The organism is Nocardiopsis yanglingensis (genome assembly GCF_045809185.1).
GTDB classification, from domain to species: domain Bacteria; phylum Pseudomonadota; class Gammaproteobacteria; order Xanthomonadales; family Xanthomonadaceae; genus Stenotrophomonas; species Stenotrophomonas yanglingensis.
Map to the genome: position 1 here is coordinate 86,920 of NZ_JBJNRH010000013.1, position 21,334 is coordinate 108,253.

14 protein-coding genes are annotated in these 21,334 nt (G+C 67.0%); 12 read left to right on the forward strand and 2 right to left on the reverse strand.

Features of this window, described 5'->3' with window-relative positions:
* Positions 1 to 6 precede the first annotated feature (6 nt).
* The 4 genes from gspD (at position 7) to pncB (ending at position 5,771) form a co-directional block, all read left to right on the forward strand.
* Positions 7 to 2,208, forward strand: coding sequence for a type II secretion system secretin GspD (gene gspD, locus ACJ7C5_RS16415; protein ID WP_412704494.1), 2,202 nt, complete (start codon positions 7 to 9; stop codon positions 2,206 to 2,208).
* A gap of 591 nt (positions 2,209 to 2,799) precedes the next feature.
* The gene (locus ACJ7C5_RS16420; RefSeq protein ID WP_094000460.1) at positions 2,800 to 3,651 is read left to right on the forward strand and encodes a glycosyltransferase family 2 protein; all 852 of its coding nucleotides are present in this window, start codon (positions 2,800 to 2,802) and stop codon (positions 3,649 to 3,651) included.
* On the forward strand, positions 3,648 to 4,487 hold the full coding sequence (locus ACJ7C5_RS16425) for a glycosyltransferase family 2 protein (RefSeq protein WP_412704495.1): 840 nt from the start codon (positions 3,648 to 3,650) through the stop codon (positions 4,485 to 4,487). Before ACJ7C5_RS16420 ends, ACJ7C5_RS16425 begins: the two co-directional genes overlap by 4 nt.
* Positions 4,488 to 4,592: 105 nt before the next feature.
* Positions 4,593 to 5,771 carry a nicotinate phosphoribosyltransferase gene (gene pncB, locus ACJ7C5_RS16430; protein WP_010482009.1) on the forward strand — a complete coding sequence of 393 codons (1,179 nt, stop codon included), beginning with the start codon at positions 4,593 to 4,595 and terminating at the stop codon, positions 5,769 to 5,771.
* A gap of 25 nt (positions 5,772 to 5,796) precedes the next feature.
* Here the strand turns inward: pncB and ACJ7C5_RS16435 are convergent, their stop codons facing one another.
* Positions 5,797 to 6,162, reverse strand: a complete 366-nt coding sequence (locus ACJ7C5_RS16435; RefSeq protein WP_010482007.1) for a hypothetical protein — start codon at positions 6,160 to 6,162, stop codon at positions 5,797 to 5,799.
* A 459-nt stretch (positions 6,163 to 6,621) separates the two neighbouring features.
* On the opposite strand from ACJ7C5_RS16435, the gene ACJ7C5_RS16440 reads away from it, so the two are divergent.
* The 8 genes from ACJ7C5_RS16440 to ACJ7C5_RS16475 all read left to right on the forward strand — a co-directional run bounded on the left by ACJ7C5_RS16440 (position 6,622) and on the right by ACJ7C5_RS16475 (position 20,279).
* Positions 6,622 to 7,161 carry a fimbrial protein gene (locus tag ACJ7C5_RS16440; RefSeq protein ID WP_154262270.1) on the forward strand — a complete coding sequence of 180 codons (540 nt, stop codon included), beginning with the start codon at positions 6,622 to 6,624 and terminating at the stop codon, positions 7,159 to 7,161.
* An 85-nt stretch (positions 7,162 to 7,246) separates the two neighbouring features.
* Complete coding sequence (locus tag ACJ7C5_RS16445; RefSeq protein ID WP_412704496.1) at positions 7,247 to 7,975, forward strand: fimbrial biogenesis chaperone; 729 nt, start codon at positions 7,247 to 7,249, stop codon at positions 7,973 to 7,975.
* Between the two features lie 85 nt (positions 7,976 to 8,060).
* Positions 8,061 to 10,631, forward strand: a complete 2,571-nt coding sequence (locus ACJ7C5_RS16450; RefSeq protein WP_254919673.1) for a fimbria/pilus outer membrane usher protein — start codon at positions 8,061 to 8,063, stop codon at positions 10,629 to 10,631.
* Positions 10,622 to 11,656, forward strand: coding sequence for a fimbrial protein (locus tag ACJ7C5_RS16455; protein WP_412704497.1), 1,035 nt, complete (start codon positions 10,622 to 10,624; stop codon positions 11,654 to 11,656). The genes ACJ7C5_RS16450 and ACJ7C5_RS16455 overlap by 10 nt, the downstream gene beginning before the upstream one ends.
* A 268-nt stretch (positions 11,657 to 11,924) precedes the next feature.
* A complete protein-coding gene (wecB, locus tag ACJ7C5_RS16460; RefSeq protein WP_412704498.1) occupies positions 11,925 to 13,100 on the forward strand; it encodes a non-hydrolyzing UDP-N-acetylglucosamine 2-epimerase in 1,176 nt (391 codons plus the stop codon).
* 4 nt (positions 13,101 to 13,104) lie between these two features.
* Positions 13,105 to 15,306, forward strand: coding sequence for a hypothetical protein (locus tag ACJ7C5_RS16465; protein ID WP_412704499.1), 2,202 nt, complete (start codon positions 13,105 to 13,107; stop codon positions 15,304 to 15,306).
* A gap of 6 nt (positions 15,307 to 15,312) precedes the next feature.
* Positions 15,313 to 17,460 (forward strand): glycosyl transferase family protein, encoded by a 2,148-nt coding sequence (locus tag ACJ7C5_RS16470; protein WP_412704500.1) that lies wholly within the window; start codon positions 15,313 to 15,315, stop codon positions 17,458 to 17,460.
* Complete coding sequence (locus ACJ7C5_RS16475) at positions 17,457 to 20,279, forward strand: NfrA family protein (protein WP_412704501.1); 2,823 nt, start codon at positions 17,457 to 17,459, stop codon at positions 20,277 to 20,279. The genes ACJ7C5_RS16470 and ACJ7C5_RS16475 overlap by 4 nt, the downstream gene beginning before the upstream one ends.
* Here ACJ7C5_RS16475 and ACJ7C5_RS16480 read toward each other — a convergent pair.
* The gene (locus tag ACJ7C5_RS16480; RefSeq protein ID WP_412704502.1) at positions 20,273 to 21,277 is read right to left on the reverse strand and encodes a DUF4434 domain-containing protein; all 1,005 of its coding nucleotides are present in this window, start codon (positions 21,275 to 21,277) and stop codon (positions 20,273 to 20,275) included. The genes ACJ7C5_RS16475 and ACJ7C5_RS16480 overlap by 7 nt on opposite strands.
* Between the last annotated feature and the right edge of the window lie 57 nt (positions 21,278 to 21,334).

A 21,334-nucleotide genomic window follows, 5' to 3' on the forward strand; every position in this document is an offset into this window, starting at 1 on the left:
GAATGCATGAGCCTGCGTTTTCTTCCCTGGTCCTTTGCCCTCGCGCTGCTGGTCGGCTGCAGCACCGTGTCCGCGCCGCATGTGCAGCGCAAGGGCAATCTGACATCCACCACCGATGCCGGACAGGCAGCGGAGGTGGCCGCCGATGCCGCCCGCGACGCACAGGGTGCGCCACAGGCGGTGATCCGTCGTGGCACCGGCACCATGATCAACCGCGAGGCAGCCCGCTCGCCGGCACCGGCACTGCATGGTGCCAGTACCGGTGAGGCGACCTTCAACTTCGAAGGCGAGTCGTTGCACGCGGTGGTCAAGGCCATCCTCGGTGACATGCTGGGCCAGAACTACGTGATCGCACCGGGGGTGCAGGGCACGGTCACGCTGGCGACGCCCAAGCCGGTGTCGCCGGCGCAGGCGTTGAACCTGCTGGAAATGGTGCTGGGCTGGAACAACGCGCGCATGGTCTACAGCGGTGGCCGCTACAACATCGTCGCCGCCGACCAGGCGCTGGCCGGTACGGTCGCACCGAGTACGGCGCCGGCTGCCAGCGCGCGCGGTTTTGAAGTACGTGTGATCCCGCTGCAGTTCATCTCCGCCACCGAGATGAAGAAGGTGCTGGAGCCGTATGCGCGGCCCAACGCCATCGTCAACGTCGACAGTGGCCGCAACGTGATCACCCTGGGCGGTACCCGCGCCGAGCTGGAAAACTACATGCGCACCGTCGAGATCTTCGACGTTGACTGGCTCTCGGGCATGTCGGTGGGCGTGTTCCCGATCCAATCCGGCAAGGCCGAGCAGGTCGCCGCTGACCTGGAAAAAGTGTTCGGCGAGGAGAGCAAGACGCCCAGCGCCGGCATGTTCCGCTTCCTGCCGTTGGAGAACGCCAATGCGGTGCTGGTGATCACCCCGCAGGTGCGTTACCTGGACCAGATCCAGCAGTGGCTGGACCGTATTGATACGGCCGGCGGCAGTGCGCGCCTGTTCTCCTACGAGCTGCGCTACATCAAGGCACGTGACCTGGCCGAGCGCCTCAGCGAAGCGTTCGCCAGCAGTGGCAACCGCGGCGGCTCCAGCCCTGCATCGCTGGCACCGGGCGCGATGCCGTCGCAGCTGGGCAGTGATGGCGACCGTGGCATGGACAGCAACAACAGCAGCAGCTTCGGTTCGAGCCCGGGCAGCGGCTCCAGTGGTGGCGGCAATGGCAGCATGAACCTGCCGCAGCGCCAGTCCGGCAACGTCAGTGTCAGCCTGGAAGTGGAAGGCGACCGTGTGGGCGTGTCGGCGGTGGAGGAAACCAACACCCTGCTGGTGCGTTCGACCCCGCAGGCCTGGCGCTCGATCCGTGAAGTAATCGAGAAGCTGGACGTGATGCCGCTGCAGGTACATATCGAAGCGCAGGTGGCCGAAGTCGCACTGGATGGCGACCTGAAGTACGGTGTGAACTGGTTCTTCGACAATGCCGTGGCCGGGCGTGCGCTCGGCGGTGCGCTGGGGGCGCTGGCCCTGCCGCCGGCGGCAGGTGGGTCGTGGAGCACCTTCGCAGGTGCGGTGACGGGCGCCGAGGGCATCGGCTGGGCGTTCACCGGCCACAACGGCGCAGCGGTGGTGAGCGCGCTGGACAAGGTCACCGATGTGCGCCTGCTGCAGACCCCCTCGGTGTTCGTGCGCAACAATGCCGAGGCCACGCTCAACGTGGGCGACAAGGTGCCGATCAATACCACCACGGTGAACACCGGCATCGGCACCAGCAGTTACAGCTCGGTGCAGTACATCGACACCGGCGTGATCCTGAAGGTGCGCCCGCGCGTGACCCGCGACGGCACGGTGTTCCTCGACATCGTGCAGGAAGTGAGCAGCGCCTCGAACGTACCGGAGAACTGCAACCCGCAGGAGCGCAACTGCAACCCGCGGATTTCCACCAAGAAGCTGTCGACCGAAGCGGCGGTGCAGAGCGGCGACACCATCATGCTGGCCGGCCTGATCACCGATACGGCCACCGATGGGAGCAGCGGTATTCCCGGCCTGAGCCGGATTCCGGTGGTCGGCGCGCTGTTCGGGCAGAAGAGCCGCACCAGCCGTCGTTCCGAAGTGATCGTGCTGCTGACCCCGAGCATCGTGCGCAACAGCCAGGAAGCGCGCAATCTGACCGACGAGTACAGCCAGCGCTTCCGGGCGATGGAGCCACTGAACCAGCCGCGCGCAAAGAAGTAAGGGGTTACGGCCGGGCTGCGCCCGGCACCCGCAGAAGCAACGGCTGAAGCAACAGCAACAGCAACAGCAACAGCGGGCATTCCGTGGGATGGCGGGGCGGTGTGGGTTGGCAGGACACGCCGTAAACCCGTCCATGGGGGCTCGATGGCGCCATCCATGGCGCCAACGGTCCTGCCAACCCACACCGCCCCACCTCTGACAGATTCCCGCGGCTGTGGGTAGGTGTCGACCTTGGTCGACACGGCAGATCCCTCGCGATGCGTGGATGCTTTTCGATTCCAATTCGAAATATTCGATTCCGATGGAGATTCATCCACGCATGGCGTGGATCTACTGCAGATCGCAGAGATCGGTCGAAGGCGGGGTGGGTCCGGTTGCGGGGGCGTGAGCGCCATGGATGGCGCGACCGAGCCTACAGGGACGTATTTGCGGCGTCCCCCGCAACCGGACCCACCCCGCCATCTCCCAGGAACCCAGCTTTTGCTCCGGCTGTTGCTTCGGCTCTGGCTCTGGCCTCTGCAGGCGCCGGGTGCAACCCGGCCGATACCCTCCCAGTGCTAGGCTGTGGCTACCGACAACCACGGAGGCGGGATGGGGGCGATCGTGTTGTTGCCGCTGTGCGTGGACGATGCCGCACTCGACCGCTGCCTGGCCGCACTGGATGCCGGCACCGCGCCGGGTACCGCGGTCTGGCTGGCCGATGACGCGCAGACCGGGCCGCGTGCGCAGGCGGTGGTGGAACACTGGTTGGCACATACGCCATTGCAGGCCGAGTACACCCGGCGTGCACGGCCGCTGGGCGAAGTCGCCCACCTGGACGAGATGCTGCGCGCCTGCGATGGCATGGATGTGGCGGTGCTGGCACCGGACAGCGTGCCCGCGCCGGGCTGGCTGCAGCAGCTGCAGGACGCCTTCGCCCGCGATGCCGCCATCGCGACCGCAACCCCGTGGTGCAATGCCGGCGAAACCGCTGCGTGGCCCCGGCTGGGCGAGATCAATCCGGAACCGGACGATACCGCGCTGCTGGCGCAGACCTGTGCCGGCCTGCCAACGCTGCACCCGGAGCTGCCGTCGGCGGTCACCCACGCGGTGCTGGTGCGGGGCAACGCGCGCCGGCGTGCCGGCGGCCTGGACGTGGACAGCTACGACGGCTGGAACGCGGCGCTGGTCGACCTGAGCCTGCGCATGGCTGGCCTGGGCTGGCGCAACGTGTTGTGCGAGACCGCCTTCGTCAGCCGGGCAGGGGAGGCGATCAGCCGTGATGGTGATCTCGAGGCGCTGGCCGCGCGCTGGCCGGGTTGGGTGCCACGGCTGGCTGACTTCCTCATGCACGACCCGCTGCATGGCCTGCGTGCCGACCTGCAGCAGCGCATGCGGCAGGCGATAATGCCGAAGGAACAGGGTGACCTGTTCGTCCCGTCCGCGCCGGAGCCTCCTGCTTGAATGTTGCCATTGCCGCCATCGTCGTCACCTACCAGAGCGGCAGCACGATCGATGCCTGTCTCTCGCGTCTGCGCCAGGCGCAGGATGTGGCCGAGATCCGGGTGATCGACAATGGCTCGATGGATGGCACGCTGGATATCGTGCAGCGCCATGCCAGCCATGATCCGCGCGTGCGTTTCGTCGGCAATCCGGACAACCCCGGCTTCGCCGCCGCCAACAACCAGGGCGTGGCCGATTCGCACAGCCCGTGGCTGGCCTTCATCAACCCGGATCTGATGGTCGAGCCGGATACGCTGGCCGAACTGCGCCGCCGTGCCGAAGCCCTGGGCGACTGCCTGCTGGGCGTTGAGCAGGTGGACGAGCATGGTCATGCCGACGAGGCGGTGCGCCGCCGTGATCCGGATTTCCTGCTGATGCTGCGTTCGCCCGGCAAGGGCTCGAAGCTGGCGGTGCCGCGTGACCCCCACCAGGCGCTGCAGCGGGTGCCGGCCCTGTCCGGTGCGCTGCTGATGATGCCGCGTGCACTGTTCGAGCGCATCGGCGGCTGGGACGCGGGCTACCGCCTGCATGCCGAGGACCTGGACCTGTGCCGCCGCGCACGCGATGCCGGCGCGGTGGTGGCGATCGCCAACGATCTGCATGTCACCCACGTACGAGGCGTCTCCAGCCGCTCGCGGCCGTTCTTCGTCGAATGGCACAAGCACAAGGGCCTGTGGCGCTATTTCCAGAAGTTCGAGGCCAGGCAACGTTCGCTGCCGGTACGCGTGGCGGTGTGGGGCGCGATCTGGGCGCACGCCCTGATGCTGGTGCCGCGCCTGCTGCGCAGATCGTTGTAGAGCCGAGCCCACGCTCGGCTCAGGCAAATCCAGCCGAGCGTGGGCTCGGCTCCACGAAAGGCGGGCGCGCCCACGGTTCACTCCGCCGGGCGCATAATCCGCTCCATGCCTATCATCCAGTCCCTGCTCGACACCGACCTGTACAAGTTCACCATGATGCAGGCGGTGCTCCACCAGCACCCCGGTGCCCAGGTGCAGTACCGGTTCAAGTGCCGCACGCCCGGCATCGACCTGGCTCATTACATCGACCAGATCGACGAAGAGATCGACCACCTGTGCAGCCTGCGCTTCAGTGACGCGGAGCTGGACTACATGCGTGGCCTGCGCTTCGTGAAGCCGGACTTCGCCGATTTCCTCGGCCTGTTCCACCTCGACCGCAAGTACATCCAGCTGCGCGCGTCGAAGACCGTGCCCGGCGAGATCGAACTGGACATCACCGGCCCCTGGCTGCACACCATCCTGTTCGAAGTGCCGCTGCTGGCGATCATCAACGAAGTCTGGTTCCGCAACACCACCACGGCCGACTTCGCCGAGGGCGAGCGCCGCCTGCAGGCCAAGGCCGCGCTGCTGCGTGATACCCCGGGGTTCGAGCAGTGCCGCATCGCCGACTACGGCAGCCGCCGCCGCTACTCGCGTGACTGGCATGCCCGTCTGCTGCCGCTGCTGCGCGATGCGCTCGGCCCGCAGCTGGTCGGCACCAGCAACGTGCACTTCGCCCGCCTGTACGGCATGACCCCGCACGGCACCATGGCGCATGAGTATCTGCAGGCGTTCCAGGCGCTGGGCCCGCGCCTGCGTGATTCGCAGGTGGCGGCACTGGAATCGTGGGCGCGCGAGTATCGCGGTGATCTGGGCATCGCGCTGTCCGACGTGGTCGGCCTGGATGCGTTCCTGCGCGACTTCGATATGTACTTCTGCAAGCTGTTCGACGGTGTCCGCCACGACTCGGGCGATCCGTTCGACTGGGGCGACCGCATGCTGGCGCACTTCCAGCAGCGCCGGGTGGATGCACGCAGCAAGGTGCTGGTGTTCAGCGATGGGCTCGACATCGCCAAGGTGATGCGCCTGTACGACTACTTCCGGGGGCGCTGCCAGGTCGCCTTCGGCGTCGGCACTCACCTGACCAATGATCTGGGGCCAACGCCGCTCAACATCGTCATCAAGATGGTCCGCTGCAACGGCCAGCCGGTGGCCAAGCTCAGCGATTCGCCGGGCAAGAGCATGTGCGACGACCCGGGCTACCTGGCCTATCTGCGCCAGGTCTTCGAGCTGCCGCCGGCGTAAACACGTCGGCTTACAGCGCGCCGGCTTACAGGTAGTCGACCACCACCAGGTAGGCGCCCTGCAGCGGCTGCTGCTTCGAAGCCTGCACGCTGTAGCGCTCGGAGAAGGCGATATCGCCGGCGCGCATCGCGCTGGCAGACACCGACAGCTTCTGGCCCTGGCGCTTGCCGTCGCGCAGCGTCGCGGCCTGGCCATCGGCCAGCGCCGTCACGGCCACCGTCGAGCCCTTGGCCGACGGCGGGCAGGCGGCCAGGCTCAGCTCACCCTGGGACAGGGCCGTCGTGCAGCCCGGCTCGGCGATACGGCCGCTGAAACGGATGCTGCCGCTGCTGGCCTGGGCCAGCGCACTGACGGACATCAGGGCCACACACAGCAGAATGGAATTCCTCATGACACGTTCTCTGGTTCGGTGTGTCCTAGTTAGCGACAGGTTCGATCCGTCTTTAATAGGACAAATCCGAATCTGCTAGGGCCATCACCAAGAAAGAGTGATGCGCATCAAATAAGGCGATTTCCGCCTGAAAAAGGCCTGTCTTCGCGCATGCCGAACACGTCACTCGAAGCGTCATCTCGGGTCGTTTATGGGCTGATCGCCTCGACGTCAAATCCTCCACGCCCGGCAAGAGGACATTCCGCCTACCACGTCACATTTAAGGCGTCAATGAATTGGCGTTCAGAAAAATAATGAGACTTTCATCACAGTTGTGCATATACTTGCGTCACGGATTCAGGGGAAGGTATGTCCGAGTCCGGCCACAGGTGAGACGCAAGGATGGGTCTTGATAGCCCGGCAGTGCTCCTTGCTTCCTCCTCTACTTCTCATCTCTTCAGTAGGGTTAGGTAAAAGCGAATGCACAAGATCAATATCATCGCCGCTCTGATGCTGGCCGCCGCTCCGCTGGCCGCCAACGCCGCCGACGGCACCATCACCTTCAATGGCAAGGTCACCGACAAGACCTGCACCATCTCGACCCCGGGCGGCAAGGACTTCGCCGTCAACCTGCCGACCGTGTCCAAGAACACCCTGGCCACCGCCGGTGCCGTTGCGGGCCGTACCCCGTTCGCCATCAACCTGACCAAGTGCAGCGCCGGCAACGTCGCCACCTACTTCGAGCCGGGTTCGACCGTCGACTTCAACAGCGGCCGCCTGGTCAACCAGTCCTCGGCCAACGCTGCCACCAACGTGCAGCTGCAGCTGCTGGGTTCGAACAACCAGTTCCTGCCGATCAAGGCTGCCGGCGCTGGTCTGGCCCAGACCAACTCGCAGTGGGTCACCGTCGGCACCGACGGCTCGGCCGATCTGAACTACTACGCTGAGTACTACGCCACTGCCGCCGCCACCCCGGGCGACGTCACCAGCAGCGTCAAGTACACGATCATCTACAACTGATCGTAGCCGTACCCGCATTGGCCGGCGTACGCGCCGGCCAATGCTCCGCGGCCTCTGGCCACACCCCTCGAGCGTAGTACTTCCGATGAAAGCAATCTTTCCCCGGGCGCTGCTGCTGGCAGCGTTCACGCTGCCCTTCTGCCAGAACGCTCTGGCCGGCGTGGTGGTCAACGGCACGCGAGTGATCTATCCGGCGCAGGCGCGCGAAGTCACCGTGCAGGTCGACAACGTGGGCGAATCGCCGGCGCTGGTGCAGGCCTGGATCGACAGCGGCGACGCCAACCAGACCGCCGATACCAGCGATGCCCCGTTCGTACTGACGCCGCCGATCGCGCGCGTCGAACCCGGTCGCAGCCAGGCGCTGCGCCTGATCTTCTCCGGCGCGCAGCTGCCGACCGACCGCGAGTCGGTGTTCTGGCTGAACGTGCTGGACGTGCCGCCGTCGCCCGACAACGCCGACAGCGGTGACCAGAATTACCTGCAGGTCGCGTTCCGTTCGCGACTGAAGCTGTTCTACCGCCCGCAGGGCCTGAAGGGCGTCGCCAACGACGCGCCGGCAGCGCTGCGCTGGACCCGCAATGGCGATCGCCTGCGGGTGGAAAACCCGAGCCCCTTCCACGTCACTCTGGCTGAAGTGCATGCCGTGACCGGCAGCAGCGAGAAGACCGTCGAGGACAAGGGCGCGATGGTCGCACCGAAGCAGAGCCTGGAGTTCACCGCACCGGCGGGCTCCGACCAGGTGCGCTTCATCACCATCAACGATTACGGCGGTCGGGTGGAACACACGATCCGCCTCGGCAGCACCGGGGGCTGAACGCGCCGCGCGGGTCTTGGGCCTGCGCATCCCGTCACCGCCGCGTGCGGCGAATTGAAGGAATGTCAGTGTGATCGGAAACAGATTGACATTGTCGATCCATCAGGCGCTTTGCCTGTTGGTTGCTGGCGTGGCCTGCCCAGGATGGGCGCTGGCTGCACCGGCCAATCTCGGCGAACAGGCGCTGATGGCGCAGAGTGGCGCGGCCAATGCGCGTGCACCGGAGTCGGCCCAGTTCAACTCCAGCTTCCTGTCTGGCCAGGCCAAGCAGGTTGATCTGGCGTCCTTCACCAATGGCAACCCGATGGTGGCCGGCACCTACCGCGTCGACGTCTACGTCAACGGTGGCTGGCAGGGCCGCCGCGACCTGCAGTTCAAGGCCGATGAGCAGGGCCATGTCGACGCCTGCCTGCCGTTGCCGATGCTGGAAGAAATGGGCGTGGACAGCGAGGCCGTGCTGTTGCAGCAGGACCCGTCCGTGCCGACCGACAAGACCAGCTGCGTGCCGGTACAGCGGCGCATGGCCAATGCCTACGGCATCTATGACAGCGGCAACCTGCGCTACGACCTCAGCATCCCGCAGGTGTTCCTGCGCCGTGAAGCGCGTGGCTACGTCAATCCTTCGCTGTGGGACCGCGGCATCAATGCCGGCTTCGTCGGCTACAGCTTCAACGCCATCGACAGCGACAGCCGCGTCGAGGGTGGCCAGCGCAACCGCAGTGCCTACCTCGGCCTCAACGCTGGCCTGAACCTGGGCGGCTGGCAGTTCCGCCACGATTCCAACCTGACCTGGTCCGAAGGCAACGGCCGTCACTGGCAGAGCATCGCCACCTACGCGCAGCGCGGCATCCCGCAGGTGCGCGGCATGCTCACCATCGGTGAGGCCTACACCACCGGCGAACTGTTCGATTCGATCGGCTACCGCGGCGCCAGCCTGGCCAGCGATGACCGCATGCTGCCCGATTCGCTGCGCGGCTACGCGCCGGTCGTGCGCGGCATCGCCGAAACCAACGCACGCGTTGAAGTGCGCCAGAACCAGCAGCTGATCTACTCCTCCACCGTGTCGCCGGGCAGCTTCGTCATCGACGACCTGTACCCGACCGGCTACGGCGGCGATCTGGAAGTGAGCGTGATCGAGGCCGATGGCCGCCGCCGCGAATTCAAGGTGCCGTTCGGTTCGGTGCCGCAGATGCTGCGCGAAGGCGTGTCGCGCTACGCGCTGACCGCCGGCCAGGTGCGCAACAAGCTGCTGGCCGATGAGCCGTGGCTGGTGCAGGGCACCTACCAGCGCGGTATCGGCAACCAGCTGACCCTGTACGGCGGCAGTGCACTGAGCGACGGCTACCTGTCGCTGCTGTACGGCGTTGGCCTGTCCACGCCGGTCGGCGCGTTCGCCGCCGACGTCACCCATGCACGTACGACGTTCGACCACTACGGCAACCACACCGGTGCCAGCGTGCGCTTGAGCTACAGCAACATGATCGGCGAGACCGGGACCAACCTGACCCTGGCCGCCTACCGTTATTCGACCGAAGGCTTCTACAGCCTGCAGGACGCGCTGTATGGCCGTGACTCGGACAAGCGCGGCATCGACCCGACCACCCGCGGTCGTCAGCGCAGCCAGTTCCAGGTAACGCTGAACCAGCCGCTGGGCCGTCGCGGCGGCGCGCTGTACGTGACCGGCTCGGTGCGTGACTTCTACGACCGTTCCGGCACCTCCAAGCAGTACCAGGTGGGCTACAACAATGCCTGGCGCTCGGTGAACTATGGCTTCTCGGCGCTGCGCACCGAAGAGGGCGTGCTGGGCCGCTCCGACACCCAGTACCTGCTGTCGATGAGCGTGCCGCTGGGCCGTGGCACCCACCCGGTGTCGTTCAGCGCCGATCTCGGTGTGCGCGACCGCGGTGGCTACGACAACAGCCGCGTCGGCATCACCGGTTCGGCCGGCGTCGACAACAACTTCAGCTACGGCGTGGCGCTGTCCGATTCCCGCGAGGGTGGCACCACCGCGGTCGGCAACGCCGAGTACCGCAGCCGCTACTCCGCGTTGAACGCCACCTACAGCCACTCGCGTGATTTCCGCCAGGCCTCGGTCGGCGCCAACGGCAGCGTGGTCGTGCATCCGGGCGGCTTCACCTTCACCCCGCAGCGGGGTGACACCATGGTGCTGGTTGAAGCACCGGGTGCGCGCGATGCGATCGTCAGCAACGCCCCGGGCCTGCGCGTCGATGGCCGCGGCTACGCCGTGGTGCCGTACGTGTCGCCGTACCGCCTCAACACCGTCACCCTCGACCCGCAGGGCATGGCCCACGATGTCGAACTGGAAAGCACCAGCCAGTCGATCGCGCCGTTCGCCGGTGCCATCAGCTACCTGCGCTTCGATACACGCAAGGGCAACGCGCTGCTGATCCAGGTGCGCAACACCGATGGCCGTACCATGCCGTTCGGTGCGCAGGTCAAGGACGAGCAGGGCCAGCCGGTCGGCATGGTCAGCCAGGGCGGTCGCCTTTACGTGCGCAGCGACAAGAACCAGGGCAGCCTGCTGGTGGAGTGGGGCGCCGGTGCCGACCAGCGCTGCACCATTGATTACCAGGTTCCGGCGGGCGCCGATGCGTCCAAGACCGGCTTCATCCCGCTGGAGGCAGCATGCCGATGATTTCTTCCCGTGGCCGCAAGGCGTTGGCCGCGTTGGCCCTGCTGGGTGGGCTGGCAGTGGCGGCACCAACATTCGCCAGCTGCTATATCACCCAGTCCGGGTTCCAGCCGCAGGACGTGCAGATGGACATGGGCCAGATCGTGATTCTGCCCAATCTGGCGGTAGGCGGGGTGATCAAAGAGCTGATCGTAACCATCAACCAGCGCAACAGCGTGGCCTATTGCGATCGCTGGGGCGGTAATGCCAGCGGGCGTTTCGTCAATGCTGCACAGCAGACACCGGTGCCGGGCTTCAGCAACGTCTACGCCACCGATGTGGCGGGTGTGGGCATCCGGGTCTATCGCGATTCCGGGGATATCCAGACCTATTACCCGCACACGCTTTCCCTTCGCGGCAACACCAACCTCAGCCTCAATGGCGGTCGCTTCCGCGTGGAGCTGATCAAGACCGCAGCCCAGACCGGCTCAGGCGTGATCGCACCGAACGGTCGCTTCACCACCTACTACTACGATGGTGATGGCCCCAGCCGCCCGGTGCTGACATCCACCTTCAGGGGCTCGGGTACCACCGTGGTCAGCCCGACCTGCGAAGTGCAGGCCGGCAGCCGCAACATCGCCGTTGATTTCGGCAGCGTGCCCAACACCACTTTCACCGGCGTTGGTTCGCGTGCGGTCGATCGTGATTTCGAGATCCGCCTGAACTGCCAGGGCAGCAACGTTGCTGCCTACCAGAGCAAGATCGGCATCCGCCTCGACGCCGACCAGGACAGCTCGAACATGCCCGGCGTGCTGAAGCTGAGCGCGGCCAGCAACAGCGCCACCCGCATTGGTATCCAGATGGTCCAGCGCGATGGCAGCACCGAGCGCGAAGTGCGCTTCGGCCAGACCGTCAACGTCGGTACCACCACCACCGGCACCAGCACGATGACCTTGCCGCTGCGCGCCCGCTACGTGCAGACCCAGGCAGGCACGGTGGGGGCGGGTGTCGCGAACGGCCAGGCCACCTTCACCATCCAGTACGAGTAAAGCCGCCCCAGGCTGCGGCCACTGCTGCGTTCCACCGCAACGTCGCCCGTTCCACGGGCGGCGTTGACTGCGTCTTGATCTTCCAACGATGAAGATCAATGCCACGACGCACGTACCATCATTCGAATGTGATGTACGTCGCGATTTTTGGAGTTTCCTCATGAGGTGACCGTCTCCTGCCTGCGGGTGTTGGACGGGAACGCCGAAAGGATCCAGACGTGGCTACAGCTCCTGGCATTCCCTTGCGCCGGCCGTCCGGAGCGCTGCAGTGAAGGTCCTGTCGGTGTTCGGCACGCGGCCGGAAGCTATCAAGATGGGGCCGTTGGTGCGGGCCCTGGCCGAGGCTGCGGACATCGAATCGGTGGTCTGCATCACCGGCCAGCACCGGGCGATGCTGGACCAGGTGATGTCGCTGTTCGCGATCACCGCCGACCATGACCTCGATGTCATGGTGCCCAACCAGACGCTCAATGGCCTGTGTTCCAAGCTGTTCGAACGGCTTGACGCGCTCTACACGCAGGTTCGCCCGGACCGGGTGCTGGTGCACGGCGATACCACCACGGCGATGACCGCTGCGCTGGCCGCGTTCCACCACCGCATTCCGATTGGTCACGTCGAGGCCGGCCTACGCACCGGCGACATCAACCGGCCGTGGCCGGAGGAGATGAACCGGCGGGTGATCGATGTGGTCGGTCACCAGCTGTATGCGCCCACGCCCAGCTCGCGCGCCAACCTGGCCGGCGAACACCTGGGCGGGCAGATCCTGGTCACCGGCAACACCGTCATCGATGCCCTGCAGCAGACCGTAGAGCGGCTGGATGCCGACCCGGCCTTGCGCGCGCGGGCTGACGAACCCTTCCACATGCTTGACCCCGGCCGCCGGCTTCTGCTGGTCACCGGCCATCGCCGCGAGAGTTTCGGCCAGGGCTTCGAGGACATCTGCCGTGCGCTGGCCGAGCTGGCGCGGCGGCCGGACCTGCAGGTGCTGTACCCGGTGCACCTCAACCCGAACGTGCAGGGCCCGGTCAACGCCCACCTCGGCCACCTCGACAACGTGCACCTGGTGCCGCCGCAGGACTACCTGCGCTTCGTGCGCCTGATGCAGCGTGCCGACGTCATCCTCACCGACTCCGGTGGCGTGCAGGAAGAGGCGCCGGCGCTGGCCAAGCCCGTGCTGGTCATGCGCGACGTCACCGAACGCCCGGAGGCGGTCGAGGCCGGTGTGGTGACACTGGTCGGCACCACCCCCTCGCGCATTGTCGAAGCGGTCAACGCAGCACTGGCACAGCCACCGCGCCCGACCCACTTCGATCCCGACGCCAGCCCCTACGGCGATGGCCGTGCCAGCGCGCGCATCGTCGCCGCCCTGCGTGGCAGGCCCCTTCCCGAATTCTCGCCTGGCCTCCGCAGCGGCGGTGCCGCCCCCCCCATCCACGCGAAGTGACGCCATGACCCAGACTGGCCGCTCTCCTCTGTTTGCATCCGCCGCCGCGTTCGTCCTGTCGGGCGTGGTTGGCAGTGCCCATGCCGCCGACAGCGTCGCCGGCCAGTTCGCCGAATGGAGCGGCGACAGCACGGTCAGCCGGCAGATGACCCTGCGCGAACTCGGTTTCCGCCAACCGCTGGTGCTCAGCGGGCAGGAGAGCCAGCGCGAGGTCTACCTGCCGGTGCCGGCCGGCGTTGCTACCCGCGATGCGCAGCTGCAGCTGGACGGGCGCTATGTGCGCGGCCACGCCGGGCGCACCTCGGGCTTGTGGTCGGTCGATGGCGACCCGATCGCCGCACGTTCGATCACCGATGCACAGGGTGACGCCAGCCAGCTGCTGGCCATCGATGGCGAACCCCGCCAGAACGGCTTCGTGCGGGTCGGCGTCGGCTGGTGGTCGATCGTGTCCGACTACCAATGTGCCGACCAGAGCGCACCGGCCAACGTGCTGCGGTTGTCGCCGGATTCGCGCTTCAGCTACCGCTTCGATGGGCGTGCCGTGGATACCGTGGCCAAGGCCTGGGGCGCGCTGCCACCGCAGGTGCGCCTGCTGGTGGACGGCAAGGCACTGCAGGCGCCCGCCTACGACGCGGCCTGGCGCATCGGTACAGCGTTGCAGGCCGGTGGCAAGCAGGTGCAGGTGGTGGCGCTGCCCAAGGTCGGTGACAGCGTCGACCTGACCGGCATCAGCATCCCGGCCAGCCTGCAGGGCGTGCCGGCCTATGCCGTGCTGGCTGCGGGCGAGCGTACGCATGCAATCAAGGACCTGGCCGAAGTGGGGGCACTGCTGTCGCTGCGTGACAGTGGGCCGTTGGCCGCCGATGTGATGATCGGCAGCGATGCGCTGCGGGCCGGCGTGCGCGCGGCACTGGATGCGCTGGCCGCACAGGTTGCCACCGCTGGCGCCGACGCGGGCACCGCGTTCGCCGCGTGGCGTGGTACCGACATGGGCGGCCTGGAAAAGCCCGCGGCCACCGCCTCGGTCAGCGTGGTGCCCGTTGCCGGCCGTCCGACGCTGGTGGTCGACCCGGCGGCGGCGGGCAAGGTCGCCGGGTTGTTCGCCGAACAGTGGCGCAGCTATGCGCTGGGCCGCAGCCTGCAGGTCAGCGCAGCGGGCACGCCGAAGCTGGACGGTGACCAGGTGCTGCTGAGCCGGCTCGGCAGCATCGCCGGCACGATGGATGTCGTCACCCGCGCGGACCGCAGCGCCACCTTCGACCTCGGCGCGTTGTCGGCCGATGGGCGCCTGCCCGAGGAGGTGGTGATCGACGTTTCGGCGGCCCCCAATGCGGCCGGGCAGGGCGCGGTGGCCACGATCCATTTCAACGATTACCTGCTGGGCGGCAAGGTGCTGTCGGCCAATGGCCAGCCGCAGCGGCTGGTGGCCAAGGTGCCGGCCTATGCGCTGTCGGCGCGCAACGAGATCCGCGTCAGTTTCCTGCGCCAGCCGGCACGCCCCTATTGCCACGATCCGGCCACCGCGTATCCAGTCTCGATCCTGCCCAGCAGCCACCTGACCCTGGCCAAGCGTTCGCTGGGCAGTGACTTCGTCGGTGCCAGCAGCCAGCTGTCGCGCGGCAACCAGGTGTTCGTGCCCGCCACGTGGCTGCAGGATGCGCCGGCATCGCTGCGCAAGGTGATCGCGGTGGCCAGTGCAGTGGGTGCCTCGCCGGAGGCATCGGAGCTGAAGGTGGTCGATGCCGGTGCGGCGGTCAGCCCGGGTGCGCCATGGCTGGCCTTCGGTGTGGCGCCATCGGGTGTCGATGTGGCAGGCCTGAAGGACGGTCATCTGCTGATCGGCGGGAAGCCGCAGCCGCTGCTGGATGTCAGCGGCCTGGACCGCGCCGCGGTGGCGCAGGTCGGTACCTCCGGCGGCCAGCTCGGCGTGCTGTACAGCGACCTTGGCGCACAGACACCGTCATTCGGCGCACCGTTCCGGCTGCTGCGCGGTGATCTCGCTGTGCTCGACGGCAGTGATGCCGTGCGCGAATTCGACCGCCAGGATCCCTATGGCACGCGTATCGCGCAGGACGGCAATCCGCAATCGAAGTGGGAACGGCACATGGTGTGGTTGCTGCTGCTGGTCGGCGTGATCGTGTTCGCGCTGCTGGCCGCCCGCGTCACCCAGGTGCGCCGCCGCAAGTCCGCCAACACAGGGCACTGATCCACCGTGGACGGTCTGTTCTGGAACATCCAGCTGGCCAACTACTACGCTGCCCTGGAAACCACGGCGGCGGCGGTGGCCGTGCTGATCCTGATCTCCAGCCTCGATGACCTGTTCATCGATGTCTGGTACTGGGTACGCGAAAGCTGGCGCGCACTTACCATCAAGCGTCGCGATGCCTACAAGCCGTTGACCCAGGACGACCTGATGCAGCGGCCGCAACAGCCGCTGGCAATCATGGTGCCGGCGTGGATGGAGTACGACGTCATCGCGCAGATGGTGGAGAACATGATCAACGTGCTCGACTACCGCGAGTACGTGGTGTTCGTCGGCACCTATCCCAACGACCAGCAGACCATCGACGAAGTGGAGCGCATGCGCCGCCGCTACAAGCGCCTGCGCCGGGTGGAGGTGCCGCATGATGGGCCTACCAGCAAGGCCGACTGCCTGAACTGGCTGATCCTGGCCATCTTCGATTACGAGAAGCGCCACGACATCGAGTTCGCCGGTGTGATCCTGCACGACAGCGAGGACGTCCTGCATCCGATGGAACTGCGCTTCTACAACTACCTGCTGCCGCGCAAGGACATGATCCAGCTGCCGGTCACCTCGCTGGACCGTGAGTGGTACGAGCTGGTGGCCGGCGTCTACATGGACGAGTTCGCCGAATGGCACGCAAAGGATCTGGTCGTGCGCGAAAGTGTTTCCGGCATGGTGCCGTCGGCGGGTGTCGGTACCTGCTTCTCGCGGCGCGCGCTGCTGGCGCTGAGCGCGCAGACCGACAACCAGCCCTTCAACACCGACAGCCTCACCGAGGATTACGACGTCGGTGCGCGGCTGGCGGCGATGGGCATGCAGTCGATCTTCGCGCGCTTCCCGGTGCAGTTCCGCGTGCGTCGCCCGTCATGGTTCGGTTGGGGGCCGGTACGCGAGCGCACCCAGCAGATGGCGCTGTGCGTGCGCGAATACTTCCCCGACAACTTCCGGGCCTCGTACCGGCAGAAGGCACGCTGGGTGCTCGGCATCGGCCTGCAGAGCTGGGAGTCGCTGGGCTGGCGCGGCTCGCTGGCCACCAAGTACCTGCTGGCGCGCGACCGCAAGGGCATCATCACCTCGTTCGTCAGCATCATCGCCTACCTCATCTTCCTGCAGCTGCTGCTGTTCTGGGTGCTGAAGATGACCGGGGTATGGACAATGCAGTTCCCCAGCGTGTTCCAGGCCGGTACCTGGCAGATGAACGTGGCGCTGCTGACCACCGCGGCACTGGCGACCCGGGTCGTGCAGCGCTTCTATTTCGTCAACCGGCTGTATGGCTGGGAGCATGCGTTGATGTCGATCCCGCGCATGGTGGTCGGCAACATGATCAATTTCATGGCCACCGCACGCGCGTGGAAGGTGTTCCTGGCCTACCTGCTGTTCGGCAAGCGCATGGTCTGGGACAAGACCATGCACGACTTCCCGGATGCCGCGCAGCTGGTGCAGACCCGCAAGCAGCTGGGCGAGCTGTTGACCACCTGGCAGGCGGTGGAACCGGAACGGCTGCAGCAGGCGCTGGACCAGCAGCATGCCGGCCGCCAGCAGCCACTGGGCCGCATCCTGCTCACCCAGGGCTGGCTGGATGATGAAACGCTGGCCGAGGCGATCGCCTTCCAGGGCGACCTGCAACGCGCGGTGATCGATGTGGACTACCTGCGCGCCTGCCAGTTCCCGGTCAGTGCCGATGCCTGCGTGCAATGGCGCATGTTGCCGCTGCCACCGCGCCAGCAGGGCACCCTGCGGCTGGCCGTGGCCAGCCCATTGCCCGAAGAGGCGCTGGCACTGCTGAAGCAGGAAACCCGCAGCGAGCACATCGAACAGAGCATCGCCCGCGAAAGCGAGATCAACGCGGGCCTGCGCATGATCGGTGGCGACCGGCAGTGGCACTTGGACAACGTGCCACTGCTGGGCGACCTGCTGGTGGAAATGCGCCTGATCGATCACGCACGCTTCGAGATCGCACTGGACGACTACATGCCGCAGCGCGACGGCCGCATCGGCGACTACCTGGTCAAGCAGGGCATCACCACCGAAGAGGCCGTGGCCCAGGCCATGCAGGAACAGCGCCGGCGTGCGGCCACGCTGCAGTCGCCGCCGCCCGGAGCGTTGCCGGCATGAAGACCACGCTGCTGTCCACCGTCATTGCCTTGGCACTGGTCAGCGCCGCCGCGCCGGTGCTTGCACAGGCCGATGCAGCACTGCCGCTGTCCGGTGCGGCCTACCGCATCGCCGAGCAGGCGTTTGCTGCCTATGAGCGGGGCGACTACCCGTCGGCTTACCAGCAGTCCACGGAAGCGATCCGGCTGCGCCCGGACGTGGTGCGGCTGCGCCTGCTGCAGATCTATGCGCTGCAGAAGCTCGGCCGTGGCGCAGAAGCGCAGCAGCAGGCGCGCCGTGCGCTGGACGCGGGGTTGAAGGATCCGGCCTTGCCGGCGCTGGCGGCCGCTGCGCCCACGACGACCCCAGGTGCCGCGCGTAGAACAGCGGTACCGCGTGCACCCGCAACGGCAGCCGACCGCAACAATCGGCAGGCCTACATGCTGGCAACCGAAGCCTATGCGGCCTACGATGCCGGGCAGATGGGCATCGCCGCCAGCAAGGCCGAGCAGGCGTTCCGGCAGCAGCCGAAACAGGGCGCATGGGCCCTGCTGTGGGTGGCGGCGCTGGAGGGTCAGCAGCAGCCCGAACAGGCCGACGCCGCCATCAGCACCGCGCTGCAGCTGGGCGCACCGAATGTCGAAGAGCTGCGCGCGCGACGCGTGACACTGGACCGCCAACGCGCGCTGCTGCAGGCGCAGCAGGCCTACCAATCGCTGTCCGCAGGCGAGGATGCTGCCGCAACTGAGCACGCGCACGCCGCCGTGGAACTGGCACCCGACGTTGCTTCATATCGGTTGCTGCTGATCACCACGCAGCTGCAGCAGGGGCAGCTGACCGACGCCGAGCGTAGTGCCGACCAGGCGTTGCAGGCCGACGGCCAGGATCTCAATGCACGGGTGATGCGCGGCTACCTGCGCCAGCGCCAGGGCAATACCGTGCTCGCCAATCAGGACTTCGACACCGCACTCGCTGCGCCGGGGGCAACAACGCAGCAACGCAACGTGCGCCTGCTGGCGGTGGATGCGGCGCTGGCCGCAGGTGATCGGGTACGCGCTGCTGCACTGCTGGCACCGTTGCAGGCGGCGGTACCGGCAGCTGAAGGCGATGCACGGACACGGCAGCTGCTGCAGCAGGGCATCGAGCAGCGCGGCCGGGCGATCCGCTCCAGTCGCGAGCTTCCGCGTATGAGCGCGCAGACCTATCCGGCGCCGTTCCAGCACTGCCAGTCGGGCGACACAGGCAATGTCTGCGAGTTGATGCCGGCCGACCTGCAGGGCGACGGCGGTGCCGCACAGCGTGCCTATGCTGCCTACGCGCGCCAGGATTACGCCGATGCCATCGGTGAGGCACGGCAGGCCGTGCAACTCGCACCGGACGACGCGAACCTGCAGGGCCTGCTGACCACCACGCTGGCGTCGGGCAACCGTACCCAACAGGACGAAGCGCGGCAGCGCCTGGATGCGGCACTGGTGCAGCATCCTGATGATGCGGGGGCGCTGATGCAACGCGGCTACCTCAACCAGAAGGCCCGCGAACCGGCGCGCGCACTGGCCGACTTCCGTGCCGCCGAGGCCACCGGCAAGGCACCGAAAAGCGTGGTGCTCGACCAGGCCTACGCCAGTGCCGCCAACGGCGACCATCCACAGGCGGTGACGCTGCTGCGCAGTGCCATTGATCGCGCCGATGCCGGCGATCTGCCATTGGATGAGCGCCAGCGCTACAACGTGCGCAATGCCATCGCCAATTACTCGCGCGAGTGGGGCGTGATTGCCTCGGCCGGTTTCCGAGGCGCACGCCAGGCCGCAACCAATGTCGGCGGTGCGGCGATCAGTACGCCCGGCGATTCGGTGTTCAGTACGCTGGAGGCGTTCTGGAGGCCCCCGGCCTTCAACGACCAGCATGGCACGCTGGAACTCTACGCACGCCTGCTCAACACGCTGTACGACGAGGGCGGCACCTACGAATCGATCCGTGCGGTGGATCCCTGCACGGGTGAATCGACACCGGATGCGCGCGCACGCGCCGAGCGCCTGAGCCACTCGCGTTCGACCACAGGTTGGCCATCCACCATCGCTTCCTTCGGCATGCGCTATGCGTTCGGCCAGACCGGGCTCAGTGCCGGTATCGAGCGCAGGCAGTTCCTCGGCAACGCCACCCGCCAGGGCGAGGTCTACCCCGCATCGGCGGCCGTGCAATGCCGCCTGCAGCTGGCGCTGAACCCACCACTGGAAGCCAGTACGCTGGCACGTTACCGGTTGGCCAGTGGTTCCGGTGGATGGATGTCCTACCTCACCTACGGCTACTACCACGGCACCGATCTGCGCACCGATGTGAACCAGTGGTGGATGGTCAGTGGCTACGCGCAGGGCGGATATCTCTGGGACGACAACGGTGCCACCTTCACCCTCGACGCGCTTGATGCCAACGGCACGCCGGCGCGGCGCCTGGGCGAGGCCAATGGCCGCCTGCATCGCGAACAATGGTTCGCTGCCGGTGAACTACGCGCCGGGCGCAGCTTCCGTTTCGGTGCAGGGCAGACCCACTGGGTGGTCACGCCCTATGTGGTGGTGGGTGCCGATTGGCTGGACCAGCGCTCGCGCGTGCGCGACATCAGTTACCCGCCGTTCCCGGCGCAGTCGTTCGCGCTCAACGATACGCAGCGCAGCTGGTCACTTGGCACAGGGCCAGGCGTGGGCGTGCGTTACTGGTTCCGCGAGGACCACTACAACACGCCGCGCTCCTACCTGGACCTGACCGTGCAGTACCGCTTCGCGATTGGCGGTGGTGATACGCAGCGTGCCAAGGGCCTGTTCGCCACCGCCATCCTCTACTACTGAGGCAGGCCCCAGCGTCGCCGCAGCGCTGCGGCCTGCGGTGTGTCCTGGGTCAGCCATGGCTCCAATGCATAGACCAGCACGTGCTGTGCGCCGCTGTCGCGCGCCCATTCCAACTGCCGCTGGATGCGTGCGGCATCGGCGGTTTCGCCCTTGAATCCGCTGCCGTCGGCAGGGCCACCGGGCAGTTCGCGGAACAACTCAACGATCGCATCGAACCCGATGCCGTGTGCGTGGAAATGATCGAGCAGCGGTTGCAGCTGCTGCACGTTGCCGGCACCGGCCACCCCCACGCCGTCCTGCACCATGGGCCGCACGGCCGTGTGCGCAAGTACCGTCTGCCACAGCGTGACCAGGTTGCCATCGGTCTGCAGGCGGCTGAAGTAGCAGGACATCGCGCAGTCGCCGCCGCGTGCGCTGGCGGCCTGCACCAGCCCGTGCAGCCACTGCGCCAGCCATTGCTGGCGGGCCGGATCGGCCCAGTGGTACTGCTCCAGTTCGTAGGGCAGGTACCAGCCCCCGAAGGCCGGCTGCTGCGCCCAGGGCGCCTGTGCCAACCAGCTGCGTGCGTGCGCCAGGCTCTCGGCCAGGAACGCCTGCAGCGTGGCGTCGTCTGCGCCGATAGCCTGCCACCAGCGTTGCTGGAAGGGCAGGCCGACGCGGATGCGGATGTCGTTCTCGCTGGCGGCGGTGAACAGCTGCTGCAGGCTGCCGTCGGGCAATGACCAGTCGCCGTCACTGCCACCGACGATGCCGGTCCATTGCAGCACCAGCTGCCGGCAGCCCAGCGTACGTGCAAGCTTCAAGGATCGCTGCCAGTCGGCCAGGCCCCACTGCAGGTGGCTGCGCCACGGCTGCAGGAAGGTGCCATCCACCTGCACCGGCAGCGAGCAGCCGGGCAGGGTAGAGAGCGTACCGGCCAACGACGCCAGAACCGCCGCGCGCAGCAATCGACGGCGCAACGGCGAGGACGGATCAGCAGGAAGGACTGGCGGCGGCATGCCCGCATCATCCCAAAGCACCGTGCGCGGCAGGTGAACCACCGCCGGTAGTGCCGG